Below are 18,787 nucleotides of genomic sequence, written 5' to 3'. Positions count from 1 at the left end.
GGTTGAGGCCCAGAGATCGCGACTATTCCTTACTAACGCAATGAGGCTTTTGGTTAAATTTGAAAACAAAAGTCCCACCTAATGCTGCGGCGTAACGACTCAGCGTAGTGAGGTTGGGGGAAATGATGCCTTTCTCCATCCGGCAAATATTCTGTTTTTTCAACCCTGCCCGCTGCGCCACTTCCTCTTGTGTTAAATTGCATTGTTGGCGAGCAGCTTTCAGCTCAGTCATCATGGCGTCGCGAATTTGCAAGTCTGTGTAGGCTTCGTTGACCTGAGGATGATTTAAAGCACTCGCTTTAACCTCAGCGAAAGAAATAATATCGAAATCATCTTGTTTTTTCATGGCTGCAATCTCCGTTTGAGTTCCTTCATACGCTGATAAGCCAACATCAGTGTCCGTCTTGGGATTTTTTGTGTCTTCTTTTGTAAAATATGAATGATGTAAACCTGCTGACCTACGTGGTAAAAGAAAAAACCACGTCCGATCCCCTCTTTTGCACTAACCCGTAGCTCCTTTAGCCCGCGCCCGATATCTCGCACCTCTGGCTCCCGCAACTCATGACCATAAGCCTCTAACTCATCCATGGCTTTAATCAGAGCAGCCTGAATACCTACAGGTAATTTAAACAACTCGCGCTGTGCCAACCTCAACAAACTAATCTGATACATAAGCAATCCCTGCGCTGGAAAAACTCTATCAAACTCACCAAAAGTAATCAAATATGGTGACCCTAAATCAGACAAACTTTGACCAAGTAGCCTGATTTGTCAGTACAGATATAGCGGGAGTTCAAGATAGGAGGCAATAACACCGCAGCCGTGCAACCCAGTTAATTTGCAATCCTCGAGAGGCTTCGCATCAACATCAGCATGTTTCATCTATTACATAGTTAGCATGCCGATAAAAATAGATAAATCATAAAGATAATGAATTTATAGCGGTATATAAGAAGGGACAGAGTCAGTAAGAAACTCCGCAGCTAAATCAATAATATTTAGCGTGCGGAGGAATTTTAATCGCTAATCAGGCGGAAAGCTGTTCGATAGTTTGTAGGATACGCTTGTCAGAAATAGGGTAAGCCGTTCCCAATTGCTGGGCAAATAAGCTCACACGCAGCTCTTCAATCATCCAACGAACTTCTTTAACCTCTTCATCTTGCTGGCGTTTTGGCGGTAATTTATTCAGCCATTGCTGCCACATTTGCTGGACGTGTTCTATTCGGAGCATTTGTGCTCGATCACGATGAGGGTCTATCGCGAGTTTTTCCAATCGGCGCTCAATCGCTTGTAAATAACGTAAGGTATCAGGCAAACGTTTCCAACCATTATTGGTCACGAAACCGCGATATATGAGGCCGCCAAGCTGGGCTTTAATATCCGAAAGAGCTAATGCCATTGAGATATCTATTCGCCCTTTCAATCGCTTATTAATACTGAATACTGTCGTCAGGATTTGTTCAACTTGCTTAGCAATCTCAACCACCGTGTCATTCAGCTCAGCACGAACCTTTTCCTGTAGTTGGGCGAACGCCGTCTCTTGCCATGCGGGGCCGCCATACTGCGCAACCAGCTTATCCACACCACAAGCAATGCAGTCATCAATCAGGTCCAACACTTTGCCATAAGGATTGAAATAGAGCCCGAGCTTGGATTTGTTCGGCAATTTTTCATGTAAGTACTTTATAGGGGATGGGATATTCAATAATAATAAACGCCTTGTCCCCTGCCACATGGCTTGTTGTTGCTGAGATTCTGTATCGAACAAGCGGATCGCAACACTGTCTTTTTCATCCACCAGCGCCGGATATGCTTTGACTTCATAGCCACCACGACGTTGCTCATAGCACACCGGTAGATCACCGAAACTCCAGATATGTAAGTCAGTTTGTTCAATACCGTCGTCAGCAACAGCGGATAGCGTTTCCTGAACTTTCTCTTGTAGCTGTAGCTTCAAGGCGGCAAGGTCTTTACCTTCACGCAGAATGCGGTTTTTATCATCAAGCACGCGGAAGGTGATTTTAAGGTGATCAGGAACTTGGTCCCATTGCCAACTATCACGTGACACTGTCACACCCGTCATGCGCCGCAGTTCACGCTCTAAGGCATCGAGCAGCCCCATCTCCATCGGGGTAACTCTGGCCAGAAACGCCTCGGCATAATTGGGCGCAGGGACAAAATTACGCCGCACCGGTTTAGGCAAAGACTTGATCAGTGCTATCACTAATTCACGCCGAATCCCCGGTATCTGCCAATCAAAACCCTGCTCTTGAATCTGATTAAGGATAGGTAATGGAATATGTACGGTCACGCCATCAGCATCAGTGCCAGGCTCAAATTGGTAAGAAAGCCGTAACTTAAGAGCCCCCTGATACCAAAAGTTGGGGTAGTCGAGTGGGTTAACTTTGTTAGCACCATCTTTGATAAGCATGGTTTTTTCAAAGTTCAGCAACTCTGGTTGTGTCTGGCTGGTTTTCTTCCACCAGTTATCAAAATGGCGCGCTGAGATAACATCACGACCAATTCGCTGGTCATAGAAATTAAACAGTGTCTCATCATCCACCAGAATATCGCGCCGACGTGACTTATGTTCCAGCTCTTCAACTTCAGCCAATAATTTGAGATTGGCGCGGAAAAAGGCGTGGCGCGTTTGCCAATCCCCCTCCACCAAGCCATGACGAATAAATAGCTCACGGCATAGCGGCGGATCAATCGGGCCGTAATTGATTTTGCGCTCAGCAACTATGGGTAAACCGAATAGGGTGACTTTCTCGCTGGCCATCACCGCACCCTGCGCTTTCTCCCAATGCGGATCACTATAATGGTGTTTCACCAAATGCTGTGCCAAGGGTTCGATCCATTCCGGCTCGATGCGGGCAGCAATACGGCCCCATAAGCGGCTGGTTTCGACCAACTCAGCCACCATGCTCCATTTCGGCGGTTTTTTAAATAAGCCGGAACCGGGGAAGATAGCAAACCTTGCATTACGCGCACCGGTATACTCTTGCTTTTCAACATCTTTTTGGCCGATATGAGATAACAAACCGGTCAATATCGCGGTATGCACGCTACGGTAGTCGGCTGCAACACTATTTACCGGAATACCCAGTTCTTTTACCACCTGACGCAGTTGCGTGTAGATATCCTGCCATTCGCGCACGCGCAGATAGTTGAGAAAGTCACTGCGGCACAGTTTACGAAATTGTGCTGATGACAACTCTTTTTGCTGCTCTTTCAGATAATCCCATAAGTTAACAAACGCCAGGAAATCAGAGTCCTTATCTGCAAAACGGCGATGTTTTTCATCAGAAGCCTGCTGCTTATCCATTGGACGTTCACGCGGGTCCTGAATCGACAACGCCGACGTAATGATCATCAGTTCGCGGACACTGCCACTTTTCTGTGCTTCCAGCACCATCCGTGCCAGCCGAGGATCAACGGGCAATTGCGCTAATTGCCGCCCCAGCGGAGTCAGTTGTTGATGACCATTCTCGGCGGTTTGTATCGCCCCCAACTCTTCCAGTAACCGAACACCATCTTGGATATTGCGTTTATCTGGTGCTTCCACAAACGGGAAAGCCGCAATATCACCCAGACCGAGTGAGGTCATTTGCAGAATGACGGAGGCCAGGTTGGTACGTAGAATTTCCGGGTCGGTAAACTCTGGGCGGGAGAGAAAGTCCTGTTCAGAATAAAGGCGGATACAGATACCATCTGACACGCGGCCACAACGGCCTTTACGCTGATTAGCTGACGCCTGAGACACCGGCTCGATCGGTAAGCGCTGCACCTTGGTACGAAAGCTATAACGGCTGATGCGAGCTGTGCCGGGATCAATCACATACTTAATGCCTGGCACCGTGAGCGAGGTTTCGGCTACGTTAGTTGCCAATACAATTCGCCGCCCATGATGCGACTGGAACACCCTATTCTGCTCACTGTTTGATAAGCGGGCATAGAGTGGTAGCACTTCCGTATGGGGCAAATTTTGCTTCATCAATGCATCAGCGGTGTCACGAATTTCACGCTCACCACTCATAAAGATCAGAATATCACCAGGGCTTTCTCGCCCTAACTCATCAACCGCATCAAAAATAGCCTGTAGCTGGTCACGGTCAACATCATCAGCATCATCCACAATTGGCCGATAGCGAACGTCCACCGGATAGGTACGGCCAGAAACCTCGATAATAGGGGCATTATTGAAATGCTGAGAGAAACGCTGCGGATCAATGGTTGCCGAGGTAATAATGACTTTCAGATCAGGGCGTTTTGGCAATAATTCACGTAAATAACCCAAGATGAAATCAATGTTCAGGCTACGTTCATGGGCTTCATCGATAATCAACGTGTCATATTGCATCAACAGCCGATCTTGCTGAATTTCAGCCAGCAAGATCCCATCGGTCATCAACTTAACCAGTGTGTTTTCACCCACTTGATCGTTAAAACGGACTTTATAGCCGACGCAACCGCCAAGAGAGGTATCCAGTTCATCCGCAATACGGTTTGCGACAGTGCGCGCAGCCAGACGACGCGGCTGGGTATGGCCGATCACCCCTTTCACGCCCCGCCCCAATTCCAGGCAAATTTTCGGTAACTGGGTGGTTTTACCGGAACCGGTTTCACCGGCGACGATCACCACCTGATGGTCACGAATAGCGTTGTAGATATCTTGCTTTTTCTGGCTGACCGGCAAGTTTTCAGGATAACTGATCGCCGGACAAGCGGCTCGACGGCGAATAACCCGCTGCATGGCGGTTGCTATGTCAGCCTCAAGCTCGTGGGTGATCGCTTCTATAGCCTCTGGATTATTAATTTTTCGTGCGCCTTGCAGCCGACGCCGCAGACGTTGTTGGTCACGGAGCATCAACTCACCGAGTTGGGTGGATAATGCTGCGAGCGAAGATTTCACGTTCTGTGTTCCTTGTTACGATGCGGCTGCAACCTACGGTGTCAGCCCAATGATTTTATGCTATGAATTTGATTGGCCGATATTTTTTATTAATCGATATCAATTTTTAACCTGCCAACACACCCATCTTCGACACCCAATAGATGAATGAGCCATAGCTTTTATTAGATAAACCCTTACCTGATATGGTAACACAGCCTCGGATTACGCAGTAACCCAGCGAAAATTTCCTATCTATTTATCATCGTTCAATTAAATCGAACAAAGAACGCAAAATATTGCGCTATCACTAATAGGAAAATATTAATAAAGTGTATCTCATTGAAAGGGCGAACCGCCTAAGTCTCTGTTACCTGTTAAGGAATTACGATGAGCAAAGTACTGGTCCTGAAATCAAGCATTCTGGCAACTTATTCACAGTCCAACCAATTAGCTGACTTTTTTGTCGAGCAATGGCAAGCAGCCCACGCTGGCGACGAAATCACCGTACGTGACTTGGCCGCTCAACCGGTTCCTGTGTTAGATGGTGAACTGGTGGGTGCTTTGCGCCCTTCAGACGCAGCGTTAACACCGCGCCAACAAGAGGCTTTGGCACTGTCTGACGAGCTGATTGCTGAACTGCAAGCCAATGACGTGATAGTTATGGCTGCACCAATGTACAACTTCAATATCCCGACTCAGTTAAAAAACTATTTTGACCTGATTGCCCGTGCTGGCGTGACTTTCCGCTACACAGAGAAAGGCCCGGAAGGTTTGGTAACCGGTAAACGTGCCATTATTCTGACCAGCCGTGGGGGCATTCATAAAGACACCCCAACGGATCTGGTGGTGCCTTACCTGCGTCTGTTCCTGGGCTTTATCGGCATTACCGATGTTGAATTCGTGTTTGCAGAAGGTATTGCTTATGGTCCTGAAGTGGCGACCAAAGCACAAGCTGATGCCAAAGAGTTACTGACTCAGGTTGTTAGTGCTTAATTGATGATTTCGCGCAGACATGGGTGTCTCCGTCAATGCGCGACTTAAAATAACCTTGTATTACCCTCGTTTTACCCAGTAGTGTCATTAGTTACTTGCGCGCCTTTGGGCGCGCTTTTCTCTTTGTGATTGCGCCAGTAACACCACCGCCCTTACTTCATCCGTACCAAACCATTACCACAACAATTAGCGCTGCATCCACTGGCCATTAATACCGCGCACATATTCACCGGCCGCCGCCCGGTTAACTAACTTCTGCCCTGCCAGCTTGGCAACATCCTCGGTTGAAATGTGGTTTTTCTGCGCCACTTCCTGATACTTCTCTGTTCTGGCGATATTGATTTGCTCTACCAACGCCAGCGTCTCAGGATCTTTTTTAACCGGAGCCAAATAACCACTGAGGGTTTCACCAACCCGCCCTTGCTGCTTTGCCTGCTCCAATGTCAGGGCAAAAGCCATGGAACTGAATAGCAAACTGCTGCTCAATATCGCCCACCCCAACATCGCTCGAATCAGCCTTAGCCTGCCACCAATCCAGCCTGAATTTTGCTTTTTCATCGTGGCTCCTTAGAATAGATTGGATTGATTTTTGAGCAAACTTTCCACATCTTTATCAACTTTTATCTGGATTTCATGCTCAATCTTGACGTTCATATTGATAGTGATCGGTTTTTCCGGTGTCGCTACCTCAAGGCGTAAACAGCCACTGAGCATCAAAATACCCAACGCTATTGCTACACGTTCCCCTGTCAAGATCTTCATTCCTTCGTCCTCGCCGGTATTACTGTTGGTTGTAGAGAAAGCGTCTGTTGTAGCCACTCTTGTAAGTTGTCACCAAAACGCAGGCTGCGCCAGAGTTGGAACACATTTTCCTGATGCTGATAATTCAATACTATCTCACGCTTTGAGTTTTTTTGCGTATTCACACCATGAATCTTCGAGTGTAATGTCAATTGGCCCAAATTATCCAAATCCACTTTGGCATAAGATTGATAAATCTCCATATAACGTAGCCAATCAATCGCAGCACCAGCGGCAACATTACTATCGCCTATTGAATTGGCCAGATCTTGATCGAGGCGCAGCGTTACCTTGCCATCGTTAGCAATCCAACCATTACGTACCAACCACTGTGGGTTATTAAGATAGAGTGGTAATTCCCCGTTGACCTTCCCCGACATGGCAAACTGTTTCGGTTGTAGCACGGTAAATAGCTCACTCAAGTCGATAGCGGTTAACTTCAGCACGGCGGCATCGTGTTGCGGCAAGCGCAAAGCAGACAAACTCAGATGGCCGTTAAGAATGTCCATGCCAACGTTACTCAAGGTTAACGGTGCATCATCAGAATAGGGGTAAGTGCCTTGTAAATCAGCGGTGATATTTTGCATTTCAAATAGGTTGCTTATTGAGGCAATACGCAACATCACCGGGTCTTTCGCACCCAACTGCCAGTGGTGATTCTGCAAGCGATACGACATGACGAAATCTAATCCGCTCATCTCTCCATCTTTGAGCCACATCCCGCCATTCTTCACCACCCAGTGACCACCGGCGGTAAAGCCTTGCTCCCTGGCTGCCGAAAAGGCGGCCTGAGCATACAGCTCCCCGTCACGCAGTTTGATGCCTAACTCTGATGAGATAAGCGGTTGGAACACGGTTAACGATTGTTTCGGCCACCAGCCCTCACCCCGTAGCCGTTCGCCATCCCAGCGGCCGCCTAGCGAGATCGGCCCGATAGCCTGCGCCTGCAATTGCCCCTGCCACAGGAAGCTGTTCGGTTCCCGGCCATTGAGTTGCAAAGATAATTCAGCCGGCGGTAGATAACCGCCCCCGTCGCTGAACGATACTTTTTTCGCCCCCAGCGAAAAACCGGCAATAAAGGCTGGGTGATGGTTATCCCGCTGCCAGGTGAGTGGCTTCAACAATGTCAGTCTTGGTGCCTCAACCTTAACCAGGCCATATTGCAACCGATCAAAACCAGTCGAGAGCTGGTCAACGGTGATTAATGTATCGCGCCAACTCCCCTTACCCCCCATATCCCAGCGAGCAGCCAGTGGCGGCAGGTGGCCATTGCCCCAGTAGCGCCATTGCCAATAACCTTTGTCCGGCCAAAATTCTTGCGCCTGACCATCCAGATGCAGATTAACATTCCCCCAATAACTGTCTTGTGCATCAACGATGGCTTGTAGACGCCCGCTGACACCGGCAGCCGTTACTTTGACGCCAGCCAATGGCCAACGGGCGTCTCTTATCCGCAATTCAGGCGTCACATTGCCATGCGCGCGCAGTAAAGCCCCTGGGTGCAATACCCAGGTAGGGTTCAACACTGAGCCACTGAGTACTCCTGGAATGGTAGCGTTGAGTATCATATTCTCCAGATTGGCCTGCCCACTGAGCTGGAACTTCAAATCGCTGTTTATCATGCTCAGATTACCCGGCCCGAGAGTCAATACCGCATTCCCCTTACCACTCTGCCCAGAGGTAAGCACGTTAATCCGCGCGTCAACCGAGGTCTGATCCAACCCTTGGTCCCAGTCATGTAACGTCAGGTTTATACCGCCACTTAATGGTTGCTGGCCGTACGGCCATTGCCATTGACCGTTAACTATCTGAACTTGGTTTATTGCGGCGCGCCATGGCAACCGCGCAAGAGGTGTTTCGTCATCACGCTCAGTGAGCGTCAGCATCCCTTGCTGCTGTTGCCAGCTTAAGTTTAAAAGAAGTGGCTTAGACAGATAACCGGTGGTTAGCATCCCCTGTAATTCGCCCTGTTCCGGCCAATCATCTAGCGACAGAGGAATTTTGATTTTGCCACTGAGTTCAAAAGGCTGCGGGGCGCCCGGCACCGCGATAGAGAATTGATGCAAACTCAGTTGCTGGTCCTGATCAAGTGTCGCCGCAAAGCTCAGTTGCGGCCCCTGATAACGCAACTCTTGAATCAATTTATGTTGATCGGGCGAAGTAAGTGTCAGTTTACCGGCATATTGCTGCCAGGGCGTAATCTGCAAATTGCTGATATCCAAGTCCAGCACCGACATCTGCTGCTGCCAGTATGCTAAATTCGGTGGTGCGCTGTCGCCATTAGCCGGTAATTTGCTCAAACAGGCGGTATCCAACGCAACATTACTGGCCGCAACTTGCCAGCGCCCCTGATGATAGCCGACACTCAATTGACTCATATTGGCAAGCAGGCAGTCTTGCGCCAAATAGCGCAATTGCGTGATACGCAGTGCGCCGTCACGCCACACCGGTGGCGTAGCTAGCGTTATCTGGCTCCCCACAGGTAGCCAATACTGTGCCACTTTTGGTAACCACTGTGGCAGGGTTTTCCATAATGCCATCAGAGAGATTGCGCTGATTAATAACAACCAACCCACTATTTTTGCGCATTTAGCCATGACTCGCCTTGTTTTATCCCCAACCAGACTTACGGTGTGCTTTAATCAAATCACTGCAAGATACCATAATAGATAACGCGCCCTTGCAACACAGACCAAACTGCTGCCATTGAACGTTGGAATAAAAACCTTACCTCTTTGGCATTAGAAAGTGACAAGTGCTCTATTTAACTTATTACTGTGGCAAATTGTATGATTTATTCAAATCTGTTAGATTGATCACAATATTTTAGCGGAGATATCGCGATGAAATTAGCCGTTTACAGTACTAAACAGTATGACCGTAAATACCTCGAATTGGTCAACAAAGATTTTGGCTTTGAATTAGAGTTTTTCGATTTTCTGTTAACGCCAAAAACAGCAAAAATGGCTGCTGGCTGTGATGCGGTCTGTCTTTTCGTCAACGATGATGGTTGCCGTGCGACATTGGAAGAGCTGAAAAATGTCGGTGTCGAGATTCTGGCATTGCGTTGCGCTGGTTTTAATAATGTGGATCTGGAGGCGGCGAAAGAACTGGGCATTCAGGTCGTTCGTGTCCCCGCCTATTCACCTGAGGCTGTCGCTGAACATGCCGTAGGTATGATGATGAGCCTTAACCGCCGAATTCATCGTGCCTACCAGCGTACCCGTGATGCTAACTTCTCACTGGAAGGGCTGATTGGCTTCAACATGCATAACCGCACTGCGGGAATTATCGGTACCGGTAAAATTGGTGTAGCAACCATGCGCATTTTGAAAGGCTTTGGTATGCGTTTGCTCGCTTTTGACCCTTATCCAAGTGCGCAAGCTCTGGAACTGGGCGCTGAATATGTCGATCTTAAAACGCTGTATGCTGAATCTGATGTTATTTCGCTGCATTGCCCGATGACACCGGAAAATCATCACCTGCTTAATAAACAATCCTTTGATCAAATGAAGAATGGCGTAATGATCATCAATACCAGTCGTGGTGGTTTGATTGATTCTACTGCAGCTATTGATGCGCTAAAACAGCAAAAGATAGGTTCGCTCGGCATGGATGTTTACGAAAATGAACGTGACCTGTTCTTTGAAGACAAATCTAACGACGTGATTCAGGATGACGTTTTCCGCCGTTTATCTTCTTGTCATAACGTGTTATTTACCGGCCATCAGGCGTTTTTGACCGAAGAGGCGCTGACCAGTATTTCGGCCACCACCATGCAGAATATTGCCCAATTGAAAAAGGGTGAACCCTGCCCAAATATTATTACCGCCTAATTATTTATACGTGAGTAACAAGCGGCAGCATGAGATACCCAATAGATTTCGAGGTGCAGGCAGGCGGCGAACAAGAGTAGCCAGACACACCTGCAAACTTGAAAGATGGCGGGTATCAGCGTGCCGGGCAAGCACCGCGCATCAACGCCCACTCTTCACAACGTTTGCCATCGGGCAACTGGCACATCCCCACACTGCCGCCATTAAGTTGCTTGGCAATAGTTAATACTCCGCCAGCATTGGCACAATTGACTGCCGCCGGATTGGCCATATTGAGATTATGATGGACACTGGCACTGGTGGCTTGTTGCACGGGTTCATAGGCATCAGCGTTATTTAAAGCTGTAGCTGTTGGCTCATTGCTGCTACAGGCGGCTAAAAAGAGCACAGCGCCACCTACAAATATTGATAATACTTTCATTCTTCTGCTCCGGTATGAGAAAGGCATAAATCTATTGTTTAATGCAATTCCGTCTACGCTAATTGGCTTATATAATATCTGTTATAATTAAAACACAACATAAATAAGCGCAAATGTGGTAATTAAATTTAGCCTGGTACAGGGTGAATAGCCGAATTATCAAGGTAGTTTGCTGTTAAAAATTTGACGAAATAACCAAACCTAGACTAATTAGATAGAGAATCAGATACCTACGATTTGGACAAAATAAAACGGGAATAACGATGATCACTGATTTACTGCTACGAATAGCCCTTGCCGGATTGCTGGGTGGGTTAATAGGTATTGAACGTCAATTGCGGTCAAAAGAAGCAGGATTGCGTACTCATATCTTGGTTGGCATTGGCAGCGCCATGTTTATGATTGTTTCAAAATACGGTTTCGAGGATTTACTGACGTTGGAGCACGTCAGTTTTGACCCCAGTCGAGTCGCGGCACAAGTTGTCAGCGGGATGGGGTTCCTGGGAGCCGGGACCATCATGATTCAAAAGCAGATGGTTAAAGGCCTGACAACCGCAGCCGGGATGTGGGTAACAGCGGCTATCGGTTTGGTGATAGGTAGCGGCCTGTATGAGATTGGCATCTATGGCACGCTGATGACATTGGTGGTGCTGGAGATCTTCCGCCAACTGAGTAACCGCCTGCTTGGTCAGCACCATTATGTCTCTATCAAGCTATTACCCAAGAGTGTACCGCTTATTCTGGTCGCGCTGCAAAAACTGCGACTGCGGCCAATTAACCTGTCAGTAGTACAAAAACGTGATGAGGCGGATACCGATTGTGAACTGACCATGGAAGTGACATTGTCACCGAGAAAAAGCCTTGATCAGTTTTATGAAACATTATTGGCTATCGATGGCATACATCAATTAGACATTAAATAGCGCCAAAGAGCGCTAGCCTACGTTTCAGTGTGTTACCGACCATCCCCCATTAGCGTGTTATCTCGCCCCACCACGATAACGCGCTAATAGGTGCGTTCTCCCTATACACATGATTAATGCATGGGTGTCTTGGACAGCAGATTAATCACCATAACACCCGCAATGATCAGCGTCATCCCGGCAATTGCCGCCCAATCAAGCTTTTGCTGATACATAAAAGTGGCGGCGACCGACACTAATACAATGCCCAACCCTGACCAGATGGCGTAAGCGATACCCAATGGCATAGTTTTAACAACCTGCGAAAGTCCCCAAAATGCAATACCGTAGCCAATCACCACCACAATCGAGGGTACCAATCGGGTAAACCCATCAGATGCTTTCAACATCGTGGTGGCAACCACTTCGGCAACAATTGCCATCATTAAATACATGAAACCGCTCATCATCATTTTCTCATTTCAGTATTGGGTCGACATTATGCCCGTCCCATATTAAATGTTCATTAAATCTAATTCAGTTTCACAATTATTTTACAAAAGCACAAATAGGTACTGCGTCGCCAAGCGATATCTGAGCAGCACAATAAATAGTTTTCTAATTGTAATAATTATTATCCAAATAGCATTTATATAGCGTTGCCTGCACTACTTTACTTATTTCCTGCATTTTAACTGAAAGCGCCCCCTCTCCAGCCACACAAATTCGATAACTGACAAAAATGCACTCTGCTAGAATTTCAGTATTAGTTCAAATAATTCGTTAACCGTCAGAGACACCCACTACTACTTTGGTCTCTGCGTGACAAGCAATGTGAAGGTATAAATTAATGATTACTACTGACGGTAACAGTGCAGTAGCTTCTGTGGCCTATCGCGCCAGTGAAGTTATCGCCATCTACCCTATTACGCCAAGTTCCACCATGGCAGAACTTGCTGATGCATGGTCTGGGGATGGTAAAGTTAATATTTGGGGAGATGTTCCTCGCGTGGTTGAAATGCAGTCAGAAGGCGGAGCCATTGCCACCGTCCATGGCGCACTGCAAACTGGCGCGCTGTCGACCTCCTTTACCTCTTCGCAGGGATTGCTGTTGATGATCCCCACGTTGTATAAGTTAGCGGGTGAACTGACCCCTTTCGTGCTGCATGTTGCAGCCCGAACCATTGCGACTCATGCCTTATCCATCTTTGGCGATCACTCCGATGTTATGGCCGTGCGCCAGACCGGTTGTGCCATGCTCTGCGCCAGCAGTGTGCAAGAAGCACAAGATTTCGCCCTGATTTCACAAGTAGCGACACTCAATAGCCGCATTCCATTTATTCATTTCTTTGATGGTTTCCGCACCTCACATGAAATCAATAAAATTGTGCCACTCAGTGATGACACGCTACGCCAATTACTGCCGCAGAAAGGGATAGATGACCACCGCAGCCGGGCACTCTCACCGGATCATCCGGTAGTACGCGGTACTTCAGCCAATCCTGATACTTACTTCCAGTCGCGTGAAGCCACCAACCCTTGGTATAACAATACTTATCAGCATGTTGCTGATGCTATGGCGGCTTTTGCCGAGGCTACGGGGCGCGAATATAAACCATTTGAATATTACGGTCATCCACAGGCAGAGCGTGTCATTGTCTTGATGGGTTCCGCTATCGGCACCTGCGAAGAAGTGATTGATACCTTATTAACGCGTGGCGAAAAAGTGGGTGTGTTGAAAGTGCGTTTATACCGTCCTTTCTCTGCGATGCATCTGTTGAGTGTCTTACCCCAATCAGTAACAAAAATAGCCGTGTTGGATCGCACCAAAGAACCGGGGGCGCTGGCTGAGCCACTCTATCTTGATGTAATGACCGCATTGGCAGAAGCCTATAGCCGTGGCGAGCGCGCCACATTGCCAAAAGTGATTGGTGGCCGCTATGGTTTATCTTCCAAGGAATTCAGCCCCGATTGCGCTCTGGCCATTTTCAAAGAGTTGACATTGGACCTGCCTCGCCCACGTTTCACTGTAGGGATTTTTGATGATGTCACCGGCCTGTCATTACCATTGACTGACGAGAAAATCGAGCAACGCGCCACTCTGGAGGCACTGTTCTATGGCCTGGGCAGTGATGGCTCAGTCTCTGCCACTAAAAACAACATCAAAATAATCGGCAACAGCACCTCGCTGTATGCACAGGGTTATTTTGTTTATGACTCGAAAAAAGCAGGCGGTCTAACCGTTTCACACTTGCGCATCAGTGAAACCCCGATCAATTCCGCCTATCTGGTTAGCCATGCCGATTTTGTCGGTTGCCACCAGTTGCAGTTTATTGATACCTACCAAATGGCCGAACGACTGAAACCCGGCGGTATTTTCCTGATTAATACCCCCTTCAGTGCAGATGAAATGTGGCCTCGCCTGCCACAGGAAGTGCAAGCCCTGCTGCATCAGCGCCATGCACGGCTGTTTGTGATTAATGCGGCTAAAATCGCCCGTGAATGCAAACTGGGCGCCCGTATTAATACCGTAATGCAGATGGCGTTCTTCCATTTGACACAGATTTTACCTACCGCCATGGCGCAAGAGCAGTTGCGGGCAGCGATTGACCGCAGTTACAGCAATAAAGGGCCAGAAATTGTCACGCGCAACTGGCAGGCACTGGATGCAACTCTGGATGCATTGGTTGAAATCCCACTACAACCGATTAATGAAAGCAGCCCGATGCGCCCACCGATCGTCTCCGATCAAGCACCAGATTTTGTCAAAACTGTGACCGCAACCATGTTAGCTGGTTTGGGTGACGCGCTACCGGTGTCGGCCTTCCCGCCTGATGGAACCTGGCCTGTGGGTACAACCCAGTGGGAAAAACGCAATATTGCAGAAAATATTCCTATCTGGCAGCCTGACCTATGTACCCAGTGCAACCACTGTGTTGCGGCCTGCCCACACTCAGCAATCCGTGCCAAAGTGGTACAGCCAGAGGCGATGTCGGGTGCACCAGACAGCCTGCAATCGCTCGATGTCAAAGCCCGTGATATGCGTGGGCAGAAGTATGTGTTGCAAGTTGCGCCTGAAGATTGCACCGGATGCAACCTGTGCTATGAGGTCTGTCCGGCCAAAGATCGCCAGAATCCTGAAGTCAAAGCCATAAACATGCAACCACGGCTGGAACATCTGGTGGAAGAAAAAACGCACTATGACTTCTTCCTCAAATTACCGGAAATCGATAAAGCCCAAATGGAACGTATTGATATCCGTACGTCACAATTGATTTCCCCACTGTTTGAATACTCTGGAGCCTGTTCGGGTTGTGGTGAGACACCGTATATTAAATTATTGACCCAGTTATATGGCGATCGTCTGTTAATTGCCAATGCCACCGGATGCTCATCAATCTATGGCGGCAATCTGCCTACCACGCCTTATACCACCAACGCCGATGGCCGTGGGCCGGCGTGGGCTAACTCACTGTTCGAAGATAATGCCGAGTTCGGCCTGGGCTTTCGCCTGACTGTCGATCAGCATCGTCAGCGGGTGACCCGCTTAATCAACCAACTGGCACCACAGTTGCCGCAAGAGCTGGTTGAGCAGTTAATACATCAGGATGCCACGCCAGAAGTACGCCGTGAGCAAGTCACCCAATTGCGTCAGCTACTGCGTGACATTCCGGGTAATGATGCTCAACAATTGGCAACCGATGCAGATTATCTGGTCGACAAATCCATCTGGTTGATTGGTGGGGACGGCTGGGCATATGACATCGGTTTTGGTGGGCTAGACCATGTGCTGAGCCTGACAGAAAACGTCAATGTGCTGGTGCTCGATACCCAGTGTTACTCCAACACCGGCGGCCAACAATCCAAAGCGACCCCGCTCGGGGCGGTAACTAAATTCGGTGAGCATGGCAAACGTAAGGCGCGCAAAGACTTAGGCGTCAGTATGATGATGTATGGCCATGTTTATGTCGCACAGATTTCGCTGGGTGCGCAGCTCAATCAAACGGTGAAGGCTATTCAAGAAGCGGAAGCTTATCCTGGCCCATCGTTGATTATCGCTTACAGCCCGTGTGAGGAGCACGGGTATGATTTGGCCTACAGCCATGATCAGATGAAACAATTAACCACCACCGGTTTCTGGCCACTATACCGCTTTGACCCGCGCCGTACGGACGAGGGAAAAGCGGCTTTGGCATTGGACTCCCGCCCGCCAAGCAGTGACCTGACCACCACGCTGCTCAATGAGCAACGCTTCCGTCGGCTCAATACCCAAGAGCCTGAAGTGGCTGCACAGTTATACGCAGCGGCAGAGAAAGACTTGAAAAAACGCTACGATTTCCTGAGCTTGCTGGCAGGGAAAACAGAAAAAACAGTGTCTGAGGAGTAAATTTACTCAGCATCGACATCGTTTATCCGCAGGATAACAACGCCTCAATCGGGGCGTTGTACTGCGGTTTTTTATTTTGGGAGTCCCTTATTCCATAATTTTCTCGCACGGCTATACCCCCATAAATCAATGGGGGAGTAGCCGAATAGGTTTAAGGTGATATTACCGCGTTAGCTTAATAGATAAATAAAATCAGAGATTGGTTACATCTATATACAGGGAGTTATCAATATTCGTCGAGGAAACCGTTGCTTCACTAAAAGCATACTCTTCCCTATCCCCTTCACGATCTAGGGGTAGATTAACGAAATCAAAAAGATTGCGATCCGCTAACTGGCTTGGGCTTACATTTTGCATTGATTTAAATACACTTTCCACCCGGCCTGGTTCTTTCTTATCCCATTCGCCTAACATTGCTTTAATTGCCTGGCGCTGCAAATTCTCCTGCGAACCACACAGATTACAGGGAATTATTGGAAAAGTTTTATACTCAGAATATTTAATCAGGTCTTTTTCACGGCAATACGCCAGCGGCCTGATAACAATATTACGCCCATCGTCAGAGCGTAATTTAGGCGGCATTGCTTTCATCCGCGCGCCATGGAAAATATTCAAAAATAACGTTTCAACAATGTCATCCATATGATGACCGAGAGCAATTTTTGTTGCACCAATCTTCTCGGCAAATGAATACAATGTTCCTCTACGTAACCGAGAACATAATCCGCAGGTTGTTTTACCCTCAGGTATTTTCTCTTTAACAACCGAATAAGTATCTTTATCCACAATGTAATAAGGGATATTCAGACTTTCAAGATACGCCGGCAGAATGTGTTCAGGAAAACCGGGTTGCTTTTGATCTAAATTTACCGCGATAACTTCAAACTTTATTGGTGCAACCTTCTGAAGGCCGAGTAGGATATCCAACATTGCAAACGAGTCTTTCCCACCACTCATACAGGCCATTACAACATCATTATCTTCAATCATGTTGTAATCAGTGATGGCGTTGCCAACATTTCTCCGAATGCGCTTCTGGAGTTTATTGAACTCAAGGGTTTCTTTTCTTGTATCTTCTTGATTCATAAATGCTTATCAGGTCTCTAATGGCGTTCAGAGCAACTAATTCCGAGTGACAAAGTAAAGCGTTATTATACGTAAGTTTATGCCGCCATGAAACAGTAGAAATGAAGCTGAGCCTGGGCACGTTTTGTGGGGTTAAATACTTCACTAAAAAATGCATAAAAAAATGCCGATGTTGAGACAACATCGGCATCGTAACAATTATGTGCTATGCAGTAATTCAAAATAAAAGTATTACAAATATGGAGCGCAACGCCCATCGCTTGACGTTACATTCACCTGCAAAATAATAATGCCTGAGTCATTACCGTCAAATCTTGATATGGCTCAATTTTGCAGTGATTAACCCCATTTCTGGCACACTCTTTTACGCGCCTGCCAATTTGCTATTAGAGCCATTTACTGTGTTTTAACCACCAGGCAACACCTAACACCAAAGCCACTAACATCATACAGAATGTCGCAAAACCAAAAGAATAGGTATTACCAGGGATCCCTCCGAGGTTGACACCAAATAAACCGGTCAAAAAAGTGGTGGGTAAAAATACCATCGCCAGAAGCGACATGGTATAAGTCCGCCGGTTCATTGCATCAGCCATTAATGAACTAATTTCATCAGACAGCACCGCTGTACGTGCGATGCTTGAATCTAAATCCTCTAATCCACGGCCCAGGCGTTCTGAGATTTCCTGCATCCGACGCCGATCATCATCATTCATCCACGGCAAACGCTCGCTGGCCAATCGAGAGAATACATCGCGCTGCGGTGCCATATAGCGGCGTAACACAATTAACTGTTTGCGTAACAATGCCATTTGCCCGCGCTGAGGAATTTTCTGTTCCAGTAAATCATCTTCCAGATCGATAATTTTATCGTGTAAGTCCTCGATAAACTCATTGGTATGGTCGGTCAGACCATCGACAATCTCCACCAGCCAATTGCCACTGTCTGTCGGGCCAGTACCGCTTTGCAAATCATTAAGCACATCGTCAATGGAGTAAACTTTACGATGGCGAGTTGAGACGATCAATTTGTCTGTTATATAAACCCGAATTGTCACTAACTGATCTGGGCGGGCATTGTTGTTAAAGTTAATACCGCGCAGGGTTATCATCGTGCCATCACCCAACCGGGTCACCTTTGGTCTTACACTCTCCCCAGCCAGACCATCACGGACCACTTCAGGCAGTAATGGTGTATTTTGCAACCAGGCCGCACTTTGCGGATAGGTGTAATCCAAATGCAACCAGCAAGGCTGCTCCGCTGTGGCGACAGCATCAATACTTATTGACGTCACTCCGCCTTTGCCATCGAGCTGATAGGCATAAACTGCATCAGAAACTTGAAGTGCTTTTCCTTCGACGACATCCACAACAACACCCTCTATTTCGGAATTTATCATGCAATTTAGCTCAGTGTAGCGCTAGCAACCTGATCTTTAAAGGTGATGTACCAGGATAGCACCT

Annotated in this window: 14 protein-coding genes; 4 read left to right on the top strand and 10 right to left on the bottom strand. The window is 47.7% G+C overall.

Features of this window, described 5'->3' with window-relative positions; translation table 11 throughout:
- Positions 1–22: 22 nt before the first annotated feature.
- The 3 genes from EL015_RS10420 to hrpA form a co-directional block, all read right to left on the bottom strand.
- Entirely contained in the window at positions 23–346 is a 324-nt protein-coding gene (locus EL015_RS10420; protein ID WP_032906068.1) for a helix-turn-helix domain-containing protein, read from the bottom strand.
- Entirely contained in the window at positions 343–672 is a 330-nt protein-coding gene (locus tag EL015_RS10415; protein WP_032906069.1) for a type II toxin-antitoxin system RelE/ParE family toxin, read from the bottom strand. Before EL015_RS10415 ends, EL015_RS10420 begins: the two co-directional genes overlap by 4 nt.
- 355 nt (positions 673–1,027) lie before the next feature.
- Positions 1,028–4,915, bottom strand: a complete 3,888-nt coding sequence (gene hrpA / locus EL015_RS10410; RefSeq protein WP_005184364.1) for an ATP-dependent RNA helicase HrpA — start codon at positions 4,913–4,915, stop codon at positions 1,028–1,030.
- Positions 4,916–5,284: 369 nt separating this feature from the next.
- Between hrpA and azoR the strand changes: the two genes are divergently transcribed.
- A complete protein-coding gene (azoR, locus tag EL015_RS10405) occupies positions 5,285–5,890 on the top strand; it encodes an FMN-dependent NADH-azoreductase (protein ID WP_005184366.1) in 606 nt (201 codons plus the stop codon).
- A gap of 186 nt (positions 5,891–6,076) precedes the next feature.
- On the opposite strand, the gene EL015_RS10400 is transcribed toward azoR, so the two are convergent.
- The 3 genes from EL015_RS10400 to EL015_RS10390 are packed head-to-tail and all read right to left on the bottom strand — an operon-like array spanning position 6,077 to position 9,288.
- Positions 6,077–6,448, bottom strand: a complete 372-nt coding sequence (locus tag EL015_RS10400; RefSeq protein ID WP_032906070.1) for a YdbL family probable chaperone protein — start codon at positions 6,446–6,448, stop codon at positions 6,077–6,079.
- A gap of 9 nt (positions 6,449–6,457) precedes the next feature.
- Positions 6,458–6,652: a YnbE family lipoprotein gene (locus tag EL015_RS10395; protein ID WP_032906071.1), complete on the bottom strand. Its 195-nt coding sequence runs from the start codon at positions 6,650–6,652 to the stop codon at positions 6,458–6,460.
- Positions 6,649–9,288 (bottom strand): YdbH family protein, encoded by a 2,640-nt coding sequence (locus tag EL015_RS10390; RefSeq protein ID WP_032906072.1) that lies wholly within the window; start codon positions 9,286–9,288, stop codon positions 6,649–6,651. The genes EL015_RS10395 and EL015_RS10390 overlap by 4 nt, the downstream gene beginning before the upstream one ends.
- A gap of 246 nt (positions 9,289–9,534) precedes the next feature.
- Between EL015_RS10390 and EL015_RS10385 the strand changes: the two genes are divergently transcribed.
- Positions 9,535–10,527 (top strand): 2-hydroxyacid dehydrogenase, encoded by a 993-nt coding sequence (locus EL015_RS10385; RefSeq protein ID WP_005184374.1) that lies wholly within the window; start codon positions 9,535–9,537, stop codon positions 10,525–10,527.
- 115 nt (positions 10,528–10,642) lie between these two features.
- Here the strand turns inward: EL015_RS10385 and EL015_RS10380 are convergent, their stop codons facing one another.
- Positions 10,643–10,948, bottom strand: a complete 306-nt coding sequence (locus tag EL015_RS10380) for a putative hemolysin (protein ID WP_005184377.1) — start codon at positions 10,946–10,948, stop codon at positions 10,643–10,645.
- A 263-nt stretch (positions 10,949–11,211) separates the two neighbouring features.
- Between EL015_RS10380 and EL015_RS10375 the strand changes: the two genes are divergently transcribed.
- Complete coding sequence (locus tag EL015_RS10375) at positions 11,212–11,871, top strand: MgtC/SapB family protein (RefSeq protein ID WP_005184380.1); 660 nt, start codon at positions 11,212–11,214, stop codon at positions 11,869–11,871.
- A 113-nt stretch (positions 11,872–11,984) separates the two neighbouring features.
- Here EL015_RS10375 and EL015_RS10370 read toward each other — a convergent pair whose 3' ends face one another.
- Positions 11,985–12,317 (bottom strand): DMT family transporter, encoded by a 333-nt coding sequence (locus tag EL015_RS10370; protein ID WP_032906109.1) that lies wholly within the window; start codon positions 12,315–12,317, stop codon positions 11,985–11,987.
- Positions 12,318–12,700: 383 nt separating this feature from the next.
- On the opposite strand from EL015_RS10370, the gene nifJ reads away from it, so the two are divergent.
- Entirely contained in the window at positions 12,701–16,237 is a 3,537-nt protein-coding gene (gene nifJ / locus EL015_RS10365) for a pyruvate:ferredoxin (flavodoxin) oxidoreductase (RefSeq protein WP_005184387.1), read from the top strand.
- A gap of 192 nt (positions 16,238–16,429) precedes the next feature.
- On the opposite strand, the gene ttcA is transcribed toward nifJ, so the two are convergent.
- Together ttcA and zntB are read right to left on the bottom strand one after the other, a co-directional pair.
- Positions 16,430–17,323 (bottom strand): tRNA 2-thiocytidine(32) synthetase TtcA, encoded by an 894-nt coding sequence (gene ttcA, locus EL015_RS10360; RefSeq protein WP_005184390.1) that lies wholly within the window; start codon positions 17,321–17,323, stop codon positions 16,430–16,432.
- A 386-nt stretch (positions 17,324–17,709) separates the two neighbouring features.
- Positions 17,710–18,693: a zinc transporter ZntB gene (zntB, locus tag EL015_RS10355; RefSeq protein ID WP_032906073.1), complete on the bottom strand. Its 984-nt coding sequence runs from the start codon at positions 18,691–18,693 to the stop codon at positions 17,710–17,712.
- Between the last annotated feature and the right edge of the window lie 94 nt (positions 18,694–18,787).

Origin of the sequence: Yersinia intermedia (genome assembly GCF_900635455.1) — a bacterium.
Taxonomy (GTDB): domain Bacteria; phylum Pseudomonadota; class Gammaproteobacteria; order Enterobacterales; family Enterobacteriaceae; genus Yersinia; species Yersinia intermedia.
This window is presented reverse-complemented; position numbering and strand designations above follow the sequence as displayed.

Excerpts from the sequence above, each read along its gene's own strand:
- EL015_RS10420 (WP_032906068.1), bottom strand. The coding sequence starts at position 346 with ATGAAAAAACAAGATGATTTCGATATTATTTCTTTCGCTGAGGTTAAA.
- EL015_RS10415 (WP_032906069.1), bottom strand. The coding sequence starts at position 672 with ATGTATCAGATTAGTTTGTTGAGGTTGGCACAGCGCGAGTTGTTTAAA.
- azoR (WP_005184366.1), top strand. The coding sequence starts at position 5,285 with ATGAGCAAAGTACTGGTCCTGAAATCAAGCATTCTGGCAACTTATTCA.
- EL015_RS10400 (WP_032906070.1), bottom strand. The coding sequence starts at position 6,448 with ATGAAAAAGCAAAATTCAGGCTGGATTGGTGGCAGGCTAAGGCTGATT.
- EL015_RS10395 (WP_032906071.1), bottom strand. The coding sequence starts at position 6,652 with ATGAAGATCTTGACAGGGGAACGTGTAGCAATAGCGTTGGGTATTTTG.
- EL015_RS10390 (WP_032906072.1), bottom strand. The coding sequence starts at position 9,288 with ATGGCTAAATGCGCAAAAATAGTGGGTTGGTTGTTATTAATCAGCGCA.
- EL015_RS10385 (WP_005184374.1), top strand. The coding sequence starts at position 9,535 with ATGAAATTAGCCGTTTACAGTACTAAACAGTATGACCGTAAATACCTC.
- EL015_RS10380 (WP_005184377.1), bottom strand. The coding sequence starts at position 10,948 with ATGAAAGTATTATCAATATTTGTAGGTGGCGCTGTGCTCTTTTTAGCC.
- EL015_RS10375 (WP_005184380.1), top strand. The coding sequence starts at position 11,212 with ATGATCACTGATTTACTGCTACGAATAGCCCTTGCCGGATTGCTGGGT.
- EL015_RS10370 (WP_032906109.1), bottom strand. The coding sequence starts at position 12,317 with ATGAGCGGTTTCATGTATTTAATGATGGCAATTGTTGCCGAAGTGGTT.
- nifJ (WP_005184387.1), top strand. The coding sequence starts at position 12,701 with ATGATTACTACTGACGGTAACAGTGCAGTAGCTTCTGTGGCCTATCGC.
- ttcA (WP_005184390.1), bottom strand. The coding sequence starts at position 17,323 with ATGAATCAAGAAGATACAAGAAAAGAAACCCTTGAGTTCAATAAACTC.